The organism is Fibrobacter sp. UWS1, from assembly GCF_002300445.1.
Classification (GTDB): domain Bacteria; phylum Fibrobacterota; class Fibrobacteria; order Fibrobacterales; family Fibrobacteraceae; genus Hallerella; species Hallerella intestinalis.
This window is the reverse complement of record NZ_NSGW01000001.1, coordinates 1,871,967-1,890,175: the sequence shown is the minus strand read 5'-3', so window position 1 is coordinate 1,890,175 and position 18,209 is coordinate 1,871,967. Positions and strand designations below refer to the sequence as shown.

General features: G+C 49.1%; 19 protein-coding genes. 10 read left to right on the top strand and 9 right to left on the bottom strand.

What is annotated here, in order from left to right:
• Positions 1–5: 5 nt before the first annotated feature.
• The 3 genes from rnpA to yidC are packed head-to-tail and all read left to right on the top strand — an operon-like array spanning position 6 to position 2,427.
• Complete coding sequence (rnpA, locus tag BGX14_RS08160; protein WP_073303537.1) at positions 6–344, top strand: ribonuclease P protein component; 339 nt, start codon at positions 6–8, stop codon at positions 342–344.
• The gene (yidD, locus tag BGX14_RS08155) at positions 341–598 is read left to right on the top strand and encodes a membrane protein insertion efficiency factor YidD (protein ID WP_073303539.1); all 258 of its coding nucleotides are present in this window, start codon (positions 341–343) and stop codon (positions 596–598) included. The genes rnpA and yidD overlap by 4 nt, the downstream gene beginning before the upstream one ends.
• Positions 595–2,427, top strand: a complete 1,833-nt coding sequence (gene yidC, locus BGX14_RS08150; RefSeq protein WP_095879577.1) for a membrane protein insertase YidC — start codon at positions 595–597, stop codon at positions 2,425–2,427. The genes yidD and yidC overlap by 4 nt, the downstream gene beginning before the upstream one ends.
• Positions 2,428–2,635: 208 nt before the next feature.
• Here the strand turns inward: yidC and BGX14_RS08145 are convergent, their stop codons facing one another.
• From BGX14_RS08145 to BGX14_RS08130, 5 genes are read right to left on the bottom strand one after another with little or no spacing between them, the layout of a single operon-like run.
• Positions 2,636–3,820 carry an ABC transporter permease gene (locus BGX14_RS08145; protein WP_095879576.1) on the bottom strand — a complete coding sequence of 395 codons (1,185 nt, stop codon included), beginning with the start codon at positions 3,818–3,820 and terminating at the stop codon, positions 2,636–2,638.
• Positions 3,805–4,950, bottom strand: a complete 1,146-nt coding sequence (locus BGX14_RS08140) for an ABC transporter permease (RefSeq protein WP_158223272.1) — start codon at positions 4,948–4,950, stop codon at positions 3,805–3,807. The genes BGX14_RS08145 and BGX14_RS08140 overlap by 16 nt, the downstream gene beginning before the upstream one ends.
• Positions 4,951–4,967: 17 nt before the next feature.
• Entirely contained in the window at positions 4,968–5,708 is a 741-nt protein-coding gene (locus tag BGX14_RS08135) for an HlyD family secretion protein (RefSeq protein WP_233126455.1), read from the bottom strand.
• Complete coding sequence (locus tag BGX14_RS16105; protein WP_233126454.1) at positions 5,597–5,944, bottom strand: biotin/lipoyl-binding protein; 348 nt, start codon at positions 5,942–5,944, stop codon at positions 5,597–5,599. Before BGX14_RS16105 ends, BGX14_RS08135 begins: the two co-directional genes overlap by 112 nt.
• Complete coding sequence (locus tag BGX14_RS08130) at positions 5,941–7,392, bottom strand: TolC family protein (protein ID WP_073303547.1); 1,452 nt, start codon at positions 7,390–7,392, stop codon at positions 5,941–5,943. Before BGX14_RS08130 ends, BGX14_RS16105 begins: the two co-directional genes overlap by 4 nt.
• A 225-nt stretch (positions 7,393–7,617) precedes the next feature.
• Between BGX14_RS08130 and BGX14_RS08125 the strand changes: the two genes are divergently transcribed.
• The gene (locus BGX14_RS08125; RefSeq protein WP_233126453.1) at positions 7,618–9,150 is read left to right on the top strand and encodes a glycosyl hydrolase family 5; all 1,533 of its coding nucleotides are present in this window, start codon (positions 7,618–7,620) and stop codon (positions 9,148–9,150) included.
• Between the two features lie 54 nt (positions 9,151–9,204).
• Positions 9,205–10,044, top strand: a complete 840-nt coding sequence (locus BGX14_RS08120; protein ID WP_095879574.1) for a hypothetical protein — start codon at positions 9,205–9,207, stop codon at positions 10,042–10,044.
• A gap of 6 nt (positions 10,045–10,050) precedes the next feature.
• Here the strand turns inward: BGX14_RS08120 and BGX14_RS08115 are convergent, their stop codons facing one another.
• Positions 10,051–10,929 carry an IS30 family transposase gene (locus tag BGX14_RS08115; protein ID WP_095879463.1) on the bottom strand — a complete coding sequence of 293 codons (879 nt, stop codon included), beginning with the start codon at positions 10,927–10,929 and terminating at the stop codon, positions 10,051–10,053.
• 359 nt (positions 10,930–11,288) lie between these two features.
• Here BGX14_RS08115 and BGX14_RS08110 point away from each other — a divergent pair, with 359 nt between their 5' ends.
• From BGX14_RS08110 to BGX14_RS16095, 3 genes are all read left to right on the top strand, one after another.
• A complete protein-coding gene (locus BGX14_RS08110) occupies positions 11,289–12,185 on the top strand; it encodes a hypothetical protein (protein WP_233126452.1) in 897 nt (298 codons plus the stop codon).
• Between the two features lie 412 nt (positions 12,186–12,597).
• Positions 12,598–13,629 carry an endo-1,4-beta-xylanase gene (locus tag BGX14_RS16100; protein ID WP_233126451.1) on the top strand — a complete coding sequence of 344 codons (1,032 nt, stop codon included), beginning with the start codon at positions 12,598–12,600 and terminating at the stop codon, positions 13,627–13,629.
• Entirely contained in the window at positions 13,626–14,453 is an 828-nt protein-coding gene (locus BGX14_RS16095) for a carbohydrate-binding protein (protein WP_233126450.1), read from the top strand. The genes BGX14_RS16100 and BGX14_RS16095 overlap by 4 nt, the downstream gene beginning before the upstream one ends.
• Positions 14,454–14,759: 306 nt before the next feature.
• Here BGX14_RS16095 and BGX14_RS08100 read toward each other — a convergent pair whose 3' ends face one another.
• Genes BGX14_RS08100 through BGX14_RS08090 form a run of 3 tightly spaced genes read right to left on the bottom strand, consistent with a single transcriptional unit; the run spans position 14,760 to position 16,866 of the window.
• The gene (locus BGX14_RS08100; protein WP_073303556.1) at positions 14,760–15,725 is read right to left on the bottom strand and encodes an HAD family hydrolase; all 966 of its coding nucleotides are present in this window, start codon (positions 15,723–15,725) and stop codon (positions 14,760–14,762) included.
• 26 nt (positions 15,726–15,751) lie between these two features.
• The gene (locus BGX14_RS08095) at positions 15,752–16,582 is read right to left on the bottom strand and encodes a M23 family metallopeptidase (protein WP_073303558.1); all 831 of its coding nucleotides are present in this window, start codon (positions 16,580–16,582) and stop codon (positions 15,752–15,754) included.
• A gap of 8 nt (positions 16,583–16,590) precedes the next feature.
• Positions 16,591–16,866: a hypothetical protein gene (locus BGX14_RS08090; protein ID WP_078776551.1), complete on the bottom strand. Its 276-nt coding sequence runs from the start codon at positions 16,864–16,866 to the stop codon at positions 16,591–16,593.
• Between the two features lie 66 nt (positions 16,867–16,932).
• Here BGX14_RS08090 and BGX14_RS15540 point away from each other — a divergent pair, with 66 nt between their 5' ends.
• Both BGX14_RS15540 and dnaN read left to right on the top strand, forming a co-directional pair.
• Complete coding sequence (locus tag BGX14_RS15540; RefSeq protein WP_158222164.1) at positions 16,933–17,079, top strand: hypothetical protein; 147 nt, start codon at positions 16,933–16,935, stop codon at positions 17,077–17,079.
• A gap of 9 nt (positions 17,080–17,088) precedes the next feature.
• Positions 17,089–18,207: a DNA polymerase III subunit beta gene (gene dnaN / locus BGX14_RS08080; RefSeq protein WP_078776553.1), complete on the top strand. Its 1,119-nt coding sequence runs from the start codon at positions 17,089–17,091 to the stop codon at positions 18,205–18,207.
• The last annotated feature ends 2 nt before the right edge of the window (positions 18,208–18,209 follow it).

Here is an 18,209-nt window from a genome sequence, read left to right as displayed (position 1 = left end):
TTCGTATCCCCAGCCTTCGCTCTTTTAGGCTCGGTTCGGAGTCTAATTACCGACAAATAGCCCATCAAGGAAAGCGCGTTCACGCATCGTCTTTGACAATGCGCTGGATGGAAAGCCCGGATGGGGTTTGTCGTTTTTGCTTTTTAGCGAAAAAAAAGAATGGAAATGCGGTTTATCGCAATCGTTGCCGTCGCATTCTCCGCCCGATTTTTTTTGAAATGTCCAAAACGATTTCCGTTCCTGTCTGGGCGATGATTATTGTCAATGACAAAGAGGACGAAATGACTTCTGGGCGACTGCACAAGGCGTCGCGAAAGATTTTTGAAAAAATGGGTTGGGTATGAGCAAGTTCGACGGACGGCGTTTTCTGGAAGAGGCCTTGATTTTCCCGATTCGCGTTTACCGGAAAATTCATCCTATTTTTTTTCGTGGAGTCTGTCGCTTTACGCCGACTTGCTCCGCTTATGCGATAGAAGCGGTTCGGGTGCACGGGATATGCAAAGGTTTTTATCTTGCTGTTTTTCGAGTGTTGCGTTGCAATCCCTTTTGTAAGGGAGGCTACGATCCTGTTCCGCCAAAGAAAGAGAAGCTAATATGAACAAGAACACCTTAATCGGACTCATTCTTCTGGTCGGCCTGTTTATTTGGTCGATGTCCTTATCCACGAATCGCGCGAAAGAAGCGCAAGCCGTTGCGGCGCAAAAAGCGAAAACGGAACAATCGGAAAATCAGCGCAGCGGCGCACTTCGGACTCCCGAACTTTCTCCGCTGGATACGGCGAATCTTGTCCCGGCGACATTGGCTCCGGCTGCGAAAACTCCGGAAGTGGCTGCGGATTCTGTGAAGGACTCTTCGGTTGCGCTTGCACCGATTGCCCGTCAAAAAATCAAAGTGGAAACCGAACATTTTACGGCGGTCTTTGACAATCGTGGAGCCAAGATTACGAGCGTCGTGGTCAAGGCTCTCAAGGATTCTGCCGGAAACTATCCTGAAATTATCGCCGATACGACTTTGGGTGCTTTAGCGCTGAAAGTGGACGGGGTCGATCTTTCCGAACAGATGTTCTCCGTGCCGGAAAATACGCCGGATTTTATTCGCGTCGAAAGGGACACGGCTCTCTCCTTTACGTTCCAAGATCCCAACGGAAACAAAATCATTCGCCATTTCGCCTTTACACCAAAGGGCGTTTCCATTCAGCAAAAGATTTTCTTTGAAGGATTCAAACCCAACGATTACGAATTGCTTTGGTTGGGCGGCATGAAGGAAACCGAAGAATTTCCAAAGGGAAAAAGCTTTGGCGGTGGCAGCTATTTCTTTAGCGAAGTCGTCTTTAACGATATGGTCGGCGTGGAACGGGAAACGGTCCGCGACCGCGAAAAATTCAATGCCGAAACGGGAAAAATGCTTTGGGCGGGAATGCGTCGCAAATATGTTGCTGCCGTCATTAAATTCCCCGAAGCTTCGGAAGCGACCCTTTTGGCGGAACACTTTACGGCGCGAGGTTCAGATAGCAAGGATCCGGGCACGTACAAACTAACTGTTTCCGACAATATGAACGGAGCCAACTCTCTAGCGTTTGACTTTATGATTTTGCCGCTGAATTGGCAAGACATCAAGAGCTTTGATTTGGGATTTGAAAAAATCATCGTGAGCGGTTGGAGCTGGTGCGGTGCGGACGTTTGGTTTGTCGCCCTCTGCGGATTTTTGCTCTGGCTTTTGAAGTTCTTCTATTCCATTATTCCGAATTACGGTGTTGGCATTATTCTGATTACCATTCTGGTGCGCATGATTACAACACCGCTGACGCTGAAGCAACTCCGTTCGACGAGCGCGATGAGCAAGCTGAAGCCGGAAATCGATGCCATCAATGTGAAATACCGTTCGGATCCGCAAAAGAAGCAGGCGGCGATTCTGGAACTCTATACGAAGAATCACATCAATCCGATGGCGTCTTGTACGGGCGGCTGCTTGCCCATGCTGATTCAGATGCCGATTTTCTTTGCGCTCTTTATGGTGTTCGGTCGAGCGATTGAATTGCGCGGAATGCCATTTATCGGTTGGATTACGGATCTTTCTCGCTCCGATGTGATTTGGAACGGCATAACGATTCCATTCATCATGCCGGACGGCATTGCGATTCTCCCGATTGTGATGGTTTTCACCACTTATTTCCAGACGAAACAGTCCATGTCTTCGATGACGGATCCTGCGCAACAGAAAATGATGGTCTGGATGATGCCCATTATGATGTTCCTTTTCAGCGCGGTCATGCCGTCGGGATTGGTGCTCTACTGGATTATTTCGAATCTGTGGGGAATTGGCCAGTATGCCTTGGTCAATCGGGCGCGCCGGAAAGCAAATGAATTAGAATCTGGAAAGCTCAAGGGCAAAAATGTTCAAGATGCCGTGATAGTGAAAAAGAAATAAGGTTGTTTTTTTGATTTTGAACTGCTCGATATTCGGGCAGTTTTTTTGTTTGTCGAGGAAGGTCTCCAAGGGTTCTTTGTTTTGAATAATTTGGATGCTTCGTCTTCCCATGGAAAACGGAATGCTAGATCCGTTTCTTCTATTTTCCCAACTTTTAACTTTCAACCAATCGAAGGGCGCGGACCACTTGTAATAAGCCCCGAAATTTTTACCCCTTATTCTTCTCTTTCAGCAAATCATGCCTTTTGGCGTGGATAAGCCCGAGTGCCAAATAGAAAACGGAAAGCAAAAACAGCTTGAGCAAATTCGGAGCGACTTCTTGAAAATCGGCACCGATGTTTTGAATGCTAAGCCAAGCGGGAATGGCATAAGTCGAGGGAAAGAATGCTCCAAGCACTTGAAGCCATGCGGGCATATTTCCTTGGGGCCAGCTGAATCCCGAAACGAATAGCACCAAAATCGGAACGGCGGCGAACAAGGCGAGAGCCGATTCTCGGCGGGAAAAGAATTGCGAAATCCACATTCCCATATTGACGACGCTTCCCAAAAAAAGGATTCCGAAGAGCAACGTCAAAAAAATGTTTCCGCGATCGGGAAAATCGAAAATCGGGTAAATTACGGTTTTATAAAAGAACAGGGCGCAAAGATAGTGCAGAATAAAAGCGGAGGATCGCCCGAAGTAACGCAAGAGCAAAGGAGCGTTTTCCGTGTCTTCGTGCCCTTGGAGCCATTTAAAGGGACGATTTTTTTGAGGACCGCCCATGACGCAGATTCCGATGAGGCATGTCTGTTGCAAAATAATCATGAGGACCGCGCAAACCGCATAGATGCCGTAGCCTCCAGAACGGTTGAACATCCGGAAAAACTGGGTTGGGATGGGGTCGCGAATCGCTTTTGCTTCGGCCAGAGTGTGCCCATTTGCGACGATGCGCTTGACTTGCGTGGTTGCGCCGACGGTTCCTGCGGCTGTTGCAAAGGCACTGGCGATGTTGCCGTATAAAAGGATGAATGCGCCGTGGCAGTAAACCCCCAAAGAGAGATTGTTTCCTTTGATAAGGTCCGATTCCATGCCTTCGGGAATTTTCATGTAGCAATAGATGGTTTCATCGGTCAGGGCGCGTTGAGCATCGAGTTCTTTATCGTAAATGGCGACAAGAGTGTCTTCTTGCATTGCCGAAGCCATTCGGATAATTTGCCGGGAAACGGCTGAATGGTCTTCATCGACAATGGCGGCGGGGGCTTTATTGACGATTTCATGAACGTAAGGATACGGATAATAGAATGCGTACAAAAGAACGCCGACGACAATGACGAGAAAACATGCGGGATCCCGAAAGAACATTTTCCATTCGGTCAGGACGATGCGAAAGAACTGCTCTATTCGATGGAACATTTTTCGCTCTCCCGATTCAGATTTTTGCGGATTCGAAATCCTTGAGCCAAAACGGCGACCAGAATCCAAAACAGAAATTCCATGGCGAGAATTTCAAAAGAATGTCTTGCCCGCACTGTTCCTATCTGCCCGAAAAAAAATGCCGACTGGAGCTGCATAAAATGGGTGATGGGTAGCACGAATGCCCAGCAGCGAATAGGAAAGGGCATCGCCATCAACGGAAAAGTTTGCCCGCAAAAGGCGAATGCAGGGCCTCCGCTTACCGCCGCGGAACTCAAGGCGACTCGCATTTCCCCGACGATGCCGGCGAAAGCAGCTCCTGCGGCAAGGCAAGTCCCCACCATTAAAAATGCGCCTCCGAACAAAAGGACCTGTTGAATGGCTCCGAGTTCTGGCATGCCGTTTCGGGCAAGCAAAAGCATTCCGCAAAATTCCGTTCCGAGAATGAAAAATGCCGGAAGGAATCTTCCCCCGAATGCACAAAGCAGAGAATTCTGTGCTGCGATTTCAAACCATTCCCGAGTTTGTTTTTCCCTTGTCGGGTACGAAAAAATGTAGGCCCCTAAAAGCATCGCGATGACGTGAAAGAGGGCGACCACCAATCCGATTCCCAAAAAGCGTTCGTAGTTTCCCGTCGGATTGCCGATGAGATGAATTTCTGTAGTGATCGGCGGGGCGACGACGTTCTTGACCAAGACCGCTCCGACGGTGGCAACGGCGATGCGCAGGTCGTTTGTAATCAATTTGCTGGTCAGCAGGGATTGGCCGTTGGTGTAAACGCTGACGGTTGGCGTTTCGTAACGGAGCGCGTACTTTTCCAAATCGACGGGAATATCGACAAAAGCCAGAATTTCTCCACTTCGCATTGCCGATGCGCATTCCGAAATGCTTTGGCAGCGTTTGGATATTTTGACTGTCGGGGTTGCTTCGATGGCGCGCAAAAGGCGGTCCTGCAAGGGTCCGCCCCCTTCGGCAATGACTCCTACTGGCAGGTTGCTGGGCGATTCTTCGGAAAAAAGCGACAGGATGCCCAGGCATAAAAACAAGGGGAAAATAAACAGCAAAATGTGCAGCAGGGGGTTCCACTGCAAATAGGCGTCTTTTACTACGGCAAAAAACTTTTGCGGCAAAAGAATATTCTCCCGAATTATTTTTTCCAAAGAGCGGTCATGCCGGGGCGCAGTCCTTCGACGGGAGCTTTCGGGCGCAGGCGAATTTCAAATGTCTTCAGGTCAAAGCCTCCGCTTTCCCGGCTGCTTTTCCAGATGGCGTAATTTCCGGCGCTGGCAATGTAATAGACTTCCATCGGTATGGTCTTTTCTAAAGCGGGAATGAAAATGGAAAATTCTTTTCCTTTGGATACGTTTTTCAACGCGTCTTCCCGGATGTTGAAAACCGCCCAGGCTTCTTTTAAATCGGTGATGGCGACGACGGGCATTCCGGCTCCGACGACTTCGCCTTCTTCTGAAATTTTAAGCGTGATTTCTCCGGAAATCGGGGCGAGGATTTTTGTTTCTTTCAAATAAGCATTGACTTCGGCTTTGGCTCCATTCGCTTGCAGAACGAGAGCGTTTGCTGCCGCTTTGTCTTCGGAACGAGCACCGTTTAGAGCCATCGTGTATTGCGCCTTGGCCGCTTCCCATTGGGCGTCCGCCGCATTTTTTTGGGTTTCCGCTTCGTCGCGCTTTTGAACGGGGAGCACGCCGTCGTCGTATAGTTGCTGCACGCGCTCGTAAGTGCTTTTGGCCAGTTTCATCGCCTGCTCCGCTTTTTCCATCATGGCTTTGGCGGCATCGATTTGTTCGCTGCGGGAACCGTTTTTCGCTTTGGTCGCTTGCGCTTTGGCCGCTTTGTATGCGCCTTCCGCCTGTAATTTTTTGGCTTCCACTTCGGGGAGTAGATTTCGGCGATGATATCGCCTGCGGTTACGCTGTCTCCTTCGTGAACGGAAAATTTGCTGATGCGCCCGGCGAGTTTTCCCGCGACCATGACGCGTCGGGCATCGATTTGCCCTTGCTGATATTCCTGCTGTGGGACAAAGGCAAAATGCCGAATGGCCCCGAATGCCGCAATGATTAAAGCGACAATGACTGTCAACATCAAAATGGCCGGAATCTTTTTCATTTTCGATTCTCCAGATATTGGCTGATTTTTTCGACTTCTCCGCAGGTTTCCAAAAGCCCGACAAGGGACATCACCGCTTCATAGTTCGCTTTGAGGGTTGCCAGACGCAAGCGCGAAAGGGAAAGTTGCGCATCAACGACAGCGAGGCTCGTTCCCATTCCTGCATCAAAGGCTTTCTGTTGGTCTTGCAAAGATTCCTTCGCCAGCTCTTCCGTTTTTTGAAGGCTTTCCAGCTGACCTTTGGCGTGTTCGTATTCGCGGTAGCGTTTTTCCACCAGCAGGGAAATGTTTTGTACTGCCTGGTGCTGCAAACTTTCGACTTCCCGCTCCTGCGACTTGGCTTCGGCGATTTTCCCTGTGGTTTCTCCGCCGTGAAAAATGTTCCATTCTACGGCGACTCCCAAAGCCCATTCCGGTTCCAAGATGGTCAGGTCCTTGGTGTAGAGTTCTTTTTTGCCAAAAAGGGCGACGGTCGGAAAATAGTCGCTGCGAGCTGCCGTAACCGCTCGACCCGCCCGCTTTTTTTCTTGTTCAAGTTGTTTGATTCCCGGATAATTTTTTTGCGCCCGTTCCTTAAATTCTTTCAGGGACGATTTTAATTCTACAGGTTGAATGGATGTCGTCGCGGTCAATGCCGTATCGCTGGATCCCAGCGAATTGGCCAGAGCCAACCGGGAAAGCGAAAAATCCCGTTCGGCGTTTTCTTTTTCCGTAACCGCTTCGGCCAAGGCGACTTCTGCCCGCAGGCGTTCTGCTCGGGAAATTTGTCCGGCGGCTTCTAGCTTTTGCGCGTGTTCCAAATGCGTTTGAATCGTTTGCAACGCTTCGTTACGGAGTTCCAGCATTTCTTCGGCCAGTCGCATGGTAAAATAGCGCGCGCAGACTTCGGATAAGACGGCGTTCTCTGTCATGGCGAAGGCGAATTTTTGGGCGTCGATATTTTCGGAAGAAGCTTTGTATGCCGACAGGATTTTCCCTCCGGTAAAAATCGGCCAGACGAGGGTTGCCGTTGCATTCCAAAACAGGTCGTCTTGAACTTGGATTTTGAATTTGTCTTCGGGAAGTTGTGCGGCGAATTGATTGCTTCCGGTCCCCGCCGCTTGTTGTGCAAGCATTTGGGCGGTCGCATCGCCGACTGTGGGTGCGGTCATCCCATAAACGCTCGCATAGGTGGATGCGTAATTGGAACCGACAATTGCCGTTCGGACGGGGGAAAGGTCAATGGTTATCGGGTCGTTGATTTTGGTTACTTTGCCGGACAGGGTCAGGGAAGGCATCAAGAGGGAACGCGCTGAAGTTTTCTGGCTTTCCGCTTTTTCTAGATGAGTGCGATTGACAAGTATTTGCGGATTTTTTTGTTTGGCGACCGCGATGGCGTCGTCGATGGATAAGGGGCTGGCAAAAACGCAAATCCCCCAAAAAGCGATTGAGGCAAGTACTCGTTTCATCACGATGAAATTAAAAAAAAGTTCAATAGGAGACAAGCGGGGCTCGCTGCTTTTTGTATGGTTTCATTCTGCTTTTTTAATGCTTACTTTACAAGAAAGCGTGATTCTGGGAACGTTCGCGGAACACTTCTGCAAAGTGTCTATGGAAAATTTACATGGATTTTGGAATTTAGGATTTATTTTATAGGCTGTTCGAATTTGATTGTCCGACGGGACGAGGTGTTTATGAGTGCTCCATTTTCCAAAGCCTTTCTGGCCAAGAATTTTTTGATTTTGTCTTCCGCCATTTTTGCATGGAATTGTTCGAGCGATTCCGATTCCAGCACGGGTGGCGATGTAAACCTGCCGGTGGCGGAGTGTGATTTAAGTAAAATTTCTGCGCAATATCCCATTTGGACCGGAGCCTATTTTATTTATGCGGACGGTTCGGTGACGGATGGCGCAAATGCGGTCGGCGTTTTTGATTTTGAAAGCGGCAACTTGATGGACGCCGCGGGCACGGTTATCGGCAATATCCCGAATGTTTTGGAGCAGCCTTATTTTGATGGGACTCATCTGATTTATCGGGATTGCTCGGTGAAGGCTTTGGATGGTTCTAACGTAGGCATTGTGGATGAAGGCGGGAACATCGTGCCAAATCCCGAATCCTCGTCGTCGGTGGCGGGTGAAGAAAACCCGGCATCTTCTTCGAGCGAAGCGATGCAGCCCATCGAACCGCAATCTTCATCGTCCGAGGGGATTTCTATACCCGAATCTTCATCGTCGCAAAATGTGGAAAGCTCTTCGAGTGCAACGAAACCGTCGGGCTCCGGTGAAATGGATCCGAGTGGCTACGAAATTATGAATTACGCTTCGCTTTTAGGAAACGGAAAAGAAGGCTGGAGTTCCCGCTATTGGGACGCTTGCAAACCGCATTGCTCTTGGCCTGGAAATGTCGATACTTCTAGTCAGGCTGTTTTTGAAGCGAACCACTATGCCGCCAGAAACTGCAACATCCACGATTATGAAATCCCCGCCTGGACTTTGAGCTACAATGTTCAGCAGTATTGGAAAGGCTACCAAGGTACGACGAGCGCCTGTTCAAGTGATCGCGGAGGAGGAGCGGGCGGCGCTTTTACTTGTACTGACATGGCTCCGGTTGCCGTGAACGACACTTTGGCCTATGCTTTTGTGGCGGCTCCAGGTTCGGGAAATGACGGATGCGGAAAATGCTATCACATCCAATTCAACGGTGGAAATCATGACGGCAATATTAAAGCTACTCACAAGGCTCTTTCTGGCAAACACATGGTCGTCATGGCGTCTAATATCGGGCATGATGTGGAACAGGGACAATTTGATATGATGGTTCCGGGCGGCGGAGTCGGGTTATACGATGCGCTTTCCACCATGGTCAGCGGATCGAATGTAAACTGGGGAGCTCAATTTGGCGGATTCCTTACCGAATGCCAAAAATCCCTCGGTTACGACAACACCGTCGCCAAATACCAATCTTGTATCAAGAGCATGTGCGACGCTGCATTCACCGGTTACAACAACCTGCTCCGCGGCTGCCATTGGTTTGCTGACTGGTATATGGCCGCTGACAATCCTACGTATAACTGGGAAGAAGTGGAATGCCCGCAGTATCTGATCGACAAGTATATGACGACTATCAACCGGACGATTTCGACGGATATCGCTTGGCAAGACGACTGGTCGAGTTATACCGGCGGAGATTTTGAAACGAAGGATTGCGACGACACTGGCTGCCCTTAAAAAAATGTCTGGTAAAGTTTTTGGTGAGAGTGTGTTGGGAAACAAAGAGGATCTATGAAAAAACGTTACTTAGTCACCATTCTGCTGGGCGCTGCGCTTTTGGCGTGGAACTGCGGCGAAAACTCCAGTTCTTCAGGGACATCGGGCAGTGAAAATCTGCCTGCCACTTCCGACTTTCCTTATTATGTTGGAGGCTTTACCATTGACGCTTCTACGGGTGCCGTCTTTGATGCGGGCGGGAACGTTGTCGGGCAGCTGAATCCCGATGGCAATGTTCTCAATATGGAAGGGAACATCATCCTTGTCGCCGACACGACGATTCTTCCCGTGATTACGGATGCGGGATTCCTTGTCAATAAGAATGGTGTTGTCACCGATTTGGAAGGAAACGTTATCGGTTCCTTAAACTCGGACAATTCAACGATTACCAAAGAAGATGGTTCGATTATAGATCTTTCGGGCAATGTCATTCAGGAAGGCGACGTGGCGATTTCTAGCGAGGCTATTGAAATTTCGTCGTCGAGCATTGTCGCGGATACGAGCGCAACCCTCGTTGCTCAAGTTCCTGTCGGGGATGTCTATTCCGATTTGACGGTTCGCGATGCAAATGGAAATGTCATCGGTACATTTAATCCGGACACGGGAAATATCACGTTGAACGACGGTTCTGTCGTTACGGTGGATGGAACGCTGGTTTCCGCTCCGTCATCCTCATCCCTCTCGTTGCCACTTTCTTCGGCGGTGGACGTGCCTATCTCCAGTTCTTCGCAGACGGCTAGCATTTCGAGCAGCTCGATGGATACGGGAAACATCACTGTGGTGGGCGAATTGACCCAAACGGTTGCCAAGAATGCGCCGATTTCGACGGTGACTTTGGCGGATTTTCGTCGCTAACGCGACTTAGGTTTGTAGTTTAACTTGCGTATAAATATACTCTAAAGGGGTCATAAAGTCAAGCCTTTTTCGAGGCCTGTTGTTCAGTTTATCCTGTATCCAGCGAACTTTCCGGGGAGAGATTCCCTTGAACGACTCCTTCTTGGGAAGATATTGGCGTATTAGACCGTTCATGTTCTCGTTGGCACCGCGCTCCCAGGAGTGGTACGGGTTCGCAAAGTAGTAATCCGCCTTCATAGCTTTCGCTATTTCTGCGTGACAGGCGAACTCCTTCCCGTTGTCCGAAGTGATTGTGAGAATCTTGACTTCGAACGTTTTCTCAAAGTCCTTCAGCGCCCTCACAAGCGTTCTCTTCAGGTCTTTCGCGTTCTTCGTCGGAAGATACCTTATCAGGCTGTAATTCGTCATCCTGTCGTTGATCGTGAGCAGGTTCGCGTCATGGTCCGCGCTGTTTATCAGGTCTATCTCGATGTCGCCTACGCGTGATTTCTCGTCCACGATTGCCGGACGTTCCTCGATGGGCACGCGGCCTACAATCTGGCCTCTCTTGTCCTTCTTCTCCCCGCGCTTACGGTATGGTTTCTTGCCGTGCCGCAAGTGCTTCTTCAGGTCCTCGTCCTTGTTCACATGCCTGTATATCGTGGCGACGCTAGGGACACCCATCCCATCGAGTTTCGCGCGTCCGTTCACCTGTTCGGGAGAGTAGTCTTCCTTGATTTTCCCGTCCACGATTTTCCAGTCGTCCTCGTCGTAGTCGTAATGCAGGTGACTTGTCGCGGCAAGGAGGTCTGCCCGTTCCTGCGACTTGACCGGGTCGTAATGCTGGCGGCCGCCGCCCCTGTTTAGTTCCCTGTAGATTGTGGATTTGTGGACCTTCAGCTGCAAGGCTATGTTTTTCGGGGGATCTTTGCCGCATTGAGCGCTCGTATTTCGTATCTTTGTGCTTGGTTGAGACTCACCGCCATGTCCTTTTTTGGTAGAATCGGCAAGGTAGAAAAGTTTCGGCCAGGTTCCCCAGGGGCTAGCCCTAGGGAACTTTTTTTCTTCCCGATTCAACCTATATCAGTCGCATTGACGGTGAAAATTCGCGTTTTAAAAATGTCACTGCAGAACCTTCTCGCAGTTGGAATCTTTACTGGCTGAATACGAGTTATGACAAAAATGCGGGAACATATACGGTTTCGGGAACGGTTCCCGAATACTTCTCGGACGGCACGACTAAAGACAATTTTGTTTTTGACGGCGTGACGATTACTTTGACCATCCATGTTGGCGCAGCTTCCGAAAAGTCTTCTTCTTCGATTCAAGCGGTAAGTTCCAGTTCTTCTGTCCGCTCCAGTTCTTCGATAGCTCGCAGCAGCTCTTCGGCAAGGTCCAGCTCGTCGGCAAAGAGCAGTTCTTCTGTGATTTCGGGCAGCACCGATTTGGAATACATTTCGGGCGGCGCTTCGGGAAGCGGATTTGCCTCGCGTTATTGGGACTGCTGCAAACCGAGCTGTTCTTGGACAGAGAACGCGGGCGCAGGCAACGAAGCTAAAATGTGTTCGGTGAACGGTAGCGTTATCAGCGATAAAAATGCGAAAAGTGTTTGTCAGGGAGGTTCTGCGGCGACCTGCACCAGTCAGATTCCTATCATTGTGAACGACAATCTCGCTTATGCCTTTGCGGCGGTGCCGGCTTCTAACGGCGGCCAGTGCGGGCATTGCTATGCCTTGACTTTCGATGGAACAGGCAAGCATGAAAATAAAGCCCCTCAGCAGGGTCTGAAGGGAAAGGTCCTTGTGGTAATGGCGTCCAACGTGGGGACCGATGTGGCACAAGGTCAATTTGATGTGATGATTCCGGGTGGCGGCGTCGGTATTTATAATGGTTGTGCAAATATGGGCTGGGGCGATATGGGAAAGCAGTATGGCGGACTTTTATCGGATTGTGAAGATGAAGTCGGTTATAGCAAAACGGGATCGGCTTTAACGAGCGCTCGCAAGACTTGCTTGACCAAAAAATGCAATAGCGTGTTTGCCAATGACGCCGTGGCTAAAGAGGGCTGCCTCTTCTTGGCGACTTGGATGAATGCTGCAGGCAACCCGAACCACACTTATCGGGAAGTGAAATGCCCTGCAGCTCTTAAAGCGCAATACTAGTCGAATCTGACAATTTTTGTTTTTCAAATGCTCGGCGAAAAGTCGGGCATTTTTTGCGTCTGGAGTTAAAATTCCGGCAACCGGAGCCATATTGCAAAGATTAGTATGGAGCACTTGATTAGAGAGGCTCGTTTTCAATGGTTAGGTGTGAGTTCTATTTTCTAATCGTTGTATTCTTTCTCGATTTTTCTTAACCAAAGCCATTTTTAGAGATAGCCGTTAAAAATTCAGCTATAAAAAGAGCTTCTCTTCAATAAGCTTTGAGCCGCTTCCCGATCGTACAAAATCAGTTCGCGGGAGATTTCTTGTTTGCGAAGAAGGATTTGCCGTGGATTATTTATCCATAAAATCTGTTTTGGCGGAAAAGCGTGGGAAAGGGTTTGAAAATAGATTGGAAAAAAAAGGTGTCAATATGAAAAAAATTCTTTTATTTGTGAGCTTCGCCATGTATTCGATGGCTGTGGCTGCACCTCTTGCGCAAGGCGGGGCGAAATTTCTGGGAAATATCACAACGAGCGGCCAGATTCGCAGCGACATGGGCGATCTTTGGAATCAGATTACGCCGGAAAACGGTTGCAAATGGGGTTCCATCCATTCGCTTTCTAATGGCAACAGTGGTACGAGTCGGTTCGCCTGGGACAATTACGACAAGTGCGAAAGCGCATACAACTGGGCAAAAGAAAAGCCCGGCGAGCGGCATTTTAAATTTCACGCGCTGGTCTGGGGTTCGCAATACCCGAATTTCCTTTGCAAAAAGAAAAATCCCGGCATTACCGTGGAGCAGACCAAGCGATACATCACGGAATGGTTCGATGCTGTTGCTGCCAAATTTCCTGATTTGGAATATATCGACGTAGTGAATGAAGCCATTTGGGCGGGGGACAATTATCATTCCGGTTACGGAAAACCTGCTCAAGGTGCAAATGGCATCAGCACGGACGATACGGAATGCGGAGGCTCTTACATTATTGAAGCGCTCGGCGGCGACTCAATTGTGAATGGCAAGCACCAGTACAATTTTATCACAACGGCGTTTAAGATGGCCCGCGAACGCTGGCCGAAAGCGGTGCTGATTTACAATGATTACAATACTCTCACATGGCAGATGAATGAAGGCATCGAACTTATCCAGACGATTGTCAAGAACGGTGCGCCGGTCGATGTTTATGGCCAGCAGGCGCACGATTGCAAGGGCATGAGCAAAACCGATTTTGAAAACAAGCTGACCAAGATCCATCAAGAAACGGGACTTCCGCTATTGATTTCGGAATACGACATAGGTGAAGCGGACGACGAGAAACAGAAAACCGACTATGCAAATCATATTCCCTTTATGTGGGAAACGCCGTGGATTGCAGGTATTACCATCTGGGGTATATTGACGGGGCGACTTGGGCAGCGAATACCGGACTTATTAAGAATGGGCAGGATCGCGCAGCGATGACTTGGCTGAAGCAATACTTTGCGGAAAATTTGGACAAGGGACGCAATGAAGTGTCGTTCGATCCAGTGGAACCAGAATCGCAGAAACCTTTTAAAGGAATTGCTTCGGCGATTCCAGGGAAAATTGAAGCGGAAGATTTTGATATTCCGGGCGTCGGGAGCGGGAACGAGTCCTATAGCGATGATGCGGAAAATCACGGCGATTCGGATTATCGCGAAGGAACCGGTGTAGATCTTTATAAGAAGGCGACGGGTATCGTTGTCGGCTACAATGCCAAAGGCGACTGGCTTGAATGGACTGTGAATGTGCAGAAAGCCGGAACATATACTTTTTTTGCGGCTGTGGCTGCGGCGAATAGCGGTTCCAGTTTTCAACTCTCATTGGATGGCGTAAATATCTCTTCGGAAATCGCAGTGCCAGCGGCGTCTTCGGGCGAAGAAAATTACGAAGATTATAACAAGGTTTCGGAAAATGTGGAACTCCCTGCGGGCGAACATATTCTGCGATTGACGGTGACGGGGGCGTGGTTTGATATTGACTATTTCACTTTTGTCGCTGGAGCGAATGCGACCGATCCAGAGCCGATTCAAAAAGAAGAACCTTCGGCGATAGCTTCTGACAATCTGCATTTTGATGCGGCTCATGTTTTGGCGGACTATGATGTCTTTGATATGCAGGGAGTGCGTATGGGACGACTCAGCGCCTACGGCATTCACGAAGCGGTTCGTTTGGTCAAGGAAAGCGATTACTTGAAAAATCAAGGCGTCTATTACATCCGTTCCAGAAAGACAAATCAAATGAGGGCCGTTCGCGTCGTCCGCTGATTTGGCAAGATTCCCATCTCTCACACCAAAGAACTCCGCAGAAATCCTGCGGAGTTTTTGGATGTTATGTCCTACACGGAAAAAACGGGAATGATGGACTGTCCTTCACCAAATACATACAAGTTAATTTTTTTTCACGTCTGAACTTCTTTTCGCAAGGGCAACTCAGTTATTAGTTCCCAGTTCCAACTTCCAACTTCCAACTTCTAACTCCCAACTCTTAACCGGTCCTTAGGCCTGTTGAAGGGCACTCGCCGCTGGTCGCTAATCACTACCAGCATTCGCTATTTCTCGTTCTTTGGAAAATCAGGTGTTCAAATGCGAAGGTGGACGGGATGCACTTTGCTGTATATTTTGCTGTTGTTTTTGTACCAGATTTTCTGCAATGCGAGTCACCTGTTCAAAGAGCCACATCCCCGTCATCGAATCTTCCCGGTAATCCGCTTCGCCATACATTTGAATCCGACGGTCTTGGCGGAGAGAGTCCACCTGGCGCATCGCTACCCGATCCTTTGCCGGATAAATGGCGTAAGTTACACCGCCCGATTGGTTCAAAATGCTGAACGCAGGCACGTCGGACGGTCCATCGGCAATGTAAATCATATTTTCAAAAGGAATCCGACGATTGCTTTTTTCTATTTGGGAATTGACGTCAATGCTATCGGGAAATTTATTGGAACCTTTATTTATTTCAAAAAGGTAGCGCGTTTTGGACGTGTTGTCCAGAGCCGTCGCAATCTGTGAAATCTCTCCCTCTTCCGCCGGTTTTCCGCTTTGCAAAAATCCGGGTTGAGCAGGCTCTTCAATAAATTCGCAGCCAAAAATGCCATCGACAAAAGGTGCCACAGCACTGCCCCGAATCGTTTCGGCAAATCCCGTGCTGACCACATAATGCTCCAGCTTGATTCCGGCTTTCTGAAATTTCTCGTCTTCTTCAATCCGTTTTTTGATGAGCGGGAAAAATTCTGGAAGCCCCGGAAAATATTCCAGCTCTTGCCCGCACTCCCGTAAGATTTTATTCGAAAGCCCTTTCATTTTTCCCGACTTGACGTAGGTTAAAATATGATTCAGGTACGATGTGTCCCGATTGACGTGGATTCCTCGGGCGGCGTAAAATCCGGGGAGCGCATTGACTTCTTTCCAAAACGCTGCGCCGTCTATCCCGAACCGTTTAAAAAGCGGAACCTGCATATAGTCCCGAATAAGGGTCTTGTCAAAATCCCAGACCATCGCGATGATGTTCTGTTCAAAGGGCCTTGCCGTTTCTGCCATTTTAAATCTCCGCGCGTTGGGAAAAATTACCGTTCGATAAAATAATCTTCTGGATTGATGGGTTCGCCGTCCATGCGAATTTCATAATGCAGTACGGAACCGGCAGTCCTGCCCGAACGCCCCGCAATGGCAATCGGTTCACCGCGCCGAACGGTTTCTCCTTGCTTGACAAGAACCCAGTCGAGGTGCGCATAGAATGTGCGAATCCGGTCGGAATGCTGGATTTTCAAGGTCTGGCCAAATCCTCGGTGGGCGCGGATTTCTATGACTTTGCCCGCTCCGGGCGCAATAACGGTGTCGCCCTCTTCTGCGAAAAAATCCACTCCGCGATGCGGCAGTTCCTGATCCGTAAAATGATCGAATACGATGCCAAAGCGATTGGTAATGTATGTCTTTTTTTTGAGCGGTCGTAAAACCGGAATCGCTTCTGCCAGATTTTTATTGTCGTTCAACGCCTTGCGGAATGCGGAATAAGTTTTATAAGTCTGAAAAAGCGCTTCTGTACGCTCTTGCCTGTAAACGGAATCCGACGAATCCGAAGATGTCGGCAAGGGAATGCCTCCGATTTTGTAAACGCTGTCCTGGTGGTTTGCCGTTCGAGTCAGATAATTTTCTGCGCTGTCGTTGTTTTCCTTCAGCGTTTTGATGTTCTGCCGAATCGACCGGTTCTGCGCTCGCAAATCCACCAGCGTGCCGTCGCTGACCTTTTCCCAAATTTGAAGCGGAGAAAAGAAAACGAAACCGCAAATGGCGACCAGGGCGGCGACAATCCAAAAAATCGGTTTCCACAGAGGGATCCGTTTCGATTTTACCTTGCCCGTTTTTTCCGAAAAGATGTGAAATTTCAGTTTTTTCAACGAACGTCCTAAAGATGAAAACCGTTTTTCTCTTGTTTTTTCATGTCGCGAATCCGTTTGCGCATTTCCGAGATGCAGCCCACGAGTTCCACCACATCGGGATCGTTTTTAAGTTCGTCCAAAGCATCGTTTTCCAATGCGGGCAGCAGGCGTCGCCCCAAAGCTTCGTATTTGGATTTCAAACGCGATTCTTCGGTGGCGATGGACACTTTGTTCAGCATGGTACTGGCGCAATTCAAAGCACCGGATTTAATCTTGTTCCAAGTTTCGGTCATATTTTTCAAATCCTTTTTCCATTTTTCCCAATAAAATAATAGTTTTTAGCTTGAAAAAAATATGGAGATTTTTTTATGAGCCGTAGAGAACGCAGAAAAGCAAAGCAGGACGCCAAGCACTTTACTCCGCCGAAACGAAACAAAATGAGTTCCGCGGGCATCGCTATCCTTGCTGTCATTGTGGTCGTCGCTTGGATTGCTTTTGTCATGGTCAGGAATTAAGGAGAACTCATGAAATTTCAGATTGAAAAGACAAAATTTCTCGCCGCCCTGAATATGGTCATCGGAGCGGTGCCGAATAAAGCCACCATTCAAGTCCTGAATAATTTTTCCCTCCGGCTCGAAGGCAACTCGTTGGAAGTCTGCGCTACGGACTTGGATTTGGGAATTCGCGTTCGACTGGACGTTCAAGGGGAAATCGATGGCGCGGTCGTTGTCAATGCCCATAAGCTCTTGGATTTAGTCAAAAGCCTTATCGATCCGAAAATCGAAACCATTGCCGTCGAAGTTGTCGATTATCTGGTCACGATTCGCTGGAGCGAACGGGGCAAGGCTTCGATTACGGGATTTGATGTCAGCGATTTTCCGGTGCTTCCCGAGGTGGATGACGGTTCTTCGTTCCAGCTGGGAAAAAGCGAACTGGAATTTCTGGCCTCCAAAACGCTGTTTGCGATTTCTACGGACCCGACCCGCCTGAGCTTGCACGGGGCATTTATCGAAATCAAGGATGGCAAGCTGATTATGGTGGCGACGGACGGGCATCGTCTGGGAAAATCCTTCATCGATGTCGAAGACGCCGCGTTGGATAAAGGTGTTATCATTCCGCCCAAAGCCATGCAATACGCGTTGAAAAGCGTGTCTCCCGAAGCGGCTATCGAAGTCCGTATTTCGGACACCTACATTCTTTTTGCCAGCGAAGGCGTTCAGATTATTTCCAAGCTCATCGAAGGCCCGTATCCCAAATACGACGCGGTTATTCCGACCAATTTCCAACGGACGATTCAGGTCAATCGCACGGATCTGTATAATAAAATCACCACGGTGCTTTCCATGGCGAATATCCGCACTCGCATGATTCGCTTGCAAATCGACGGGAACCAGATGGAGCTGTCCGCCAACGACCCGAATGTGGGAGGCGATTCCACGGAAGCGATTTCCATTATGCACGAAGGCGAAGGCGTTTTCTGCATCGGTTTCAACGGGCAATACTTGCTCGAAGTTCTGAAGCTTTGCCAGAGCGACGATGTCGTTTTAAAGATGAACGGTCCTGTTGCGGCAAGCATCATCGAGCCTGTCGGTTCCGACATGAACAGCATGTTCCTGTTGATGCCGCTCCGCCTCGTGGAGTAAGC

Coding starts and splice junctions, on each gene's coding strand:
- yidD (WP_073303539.1), top strand. CDS start 341: ATGAGCAAGTTCGACGGACGGCGTTTTCTGGAAGAGGCCTTGATTTTC.
- yidC (WP_095879577.1), top strand. CDS start 595: ATGAACAAGAACACCTTAATCGGACTCATTCTTCTGGTCGGCCTGTTT.
- BGX14_RS08145 (WP_095879576.1), bottom strand. CDS start 3,820: ATGTTCCATCGAATAGAGCAGTTCTTTCGCATCGTCCTGACCGAATGG.
- BGX14_RS16105 (WP_233126454.1), bottom strand. CDS start 5,944: ATGAAAAAGATTCCGGCCATTTTGATGTTGACAGTCATTGTCGCTTTA.
- BGX14_RS08130 (WP_073303547.1), bottom strand. CDS start 7,392: ATGAAACGAGTACTTGCCTCAATCGCTTTTTGGGGGATTTGCGTTTTT.
- BGX14_RS08125 (WP_233126453.1), top strand. CDS start 7,618: ATGAGTGCTCCATTTTCCAAAGCCTTTCTGGCCAAGAATTTTTTGATT.
- BGX14_RS08120 (WP_095879574.1), top strand. CDS start 9,205: ATGAAAAAACGTTACTTAGTCACCATTCTGCTGGGCGCTGCGCTTTTG.
- BGX14_RS16100 (WP_233126451.1), top strand. CDS start 12,598: ATGAAAAAAATTCTTTTATTTGTGAGCTTCGCCATGTATTCGATGGCT.
- BGX14_RS16095 (WP_233126450.1), top strand. CDS start 13,626: ATGACTTGGCTGAAGCAATACTTTGCGGAAAATTTGGACAAGGGACGC.
- BGX14_RS08100 (WP_073303556.1), bottom strand. CDS start 15,725: ATGGCAGAAACGGCAAGGCCCTTTGAACAGAACATCATCGCGATGGTC.
- BGX14_RS15540 (WP_158222164.1), top strand. CDS start 16,933: ATGAGCCGTAGAGAACGCAGAAAAGCAAAGCAGGACGCCAAGCACTTT.
- dnaN (WP_078776553.1), top strand. CDS start 17,089: ATGAAATTTCAGATTGAAAAGACAAAATTTCTCGCCGCCCTGAATATG.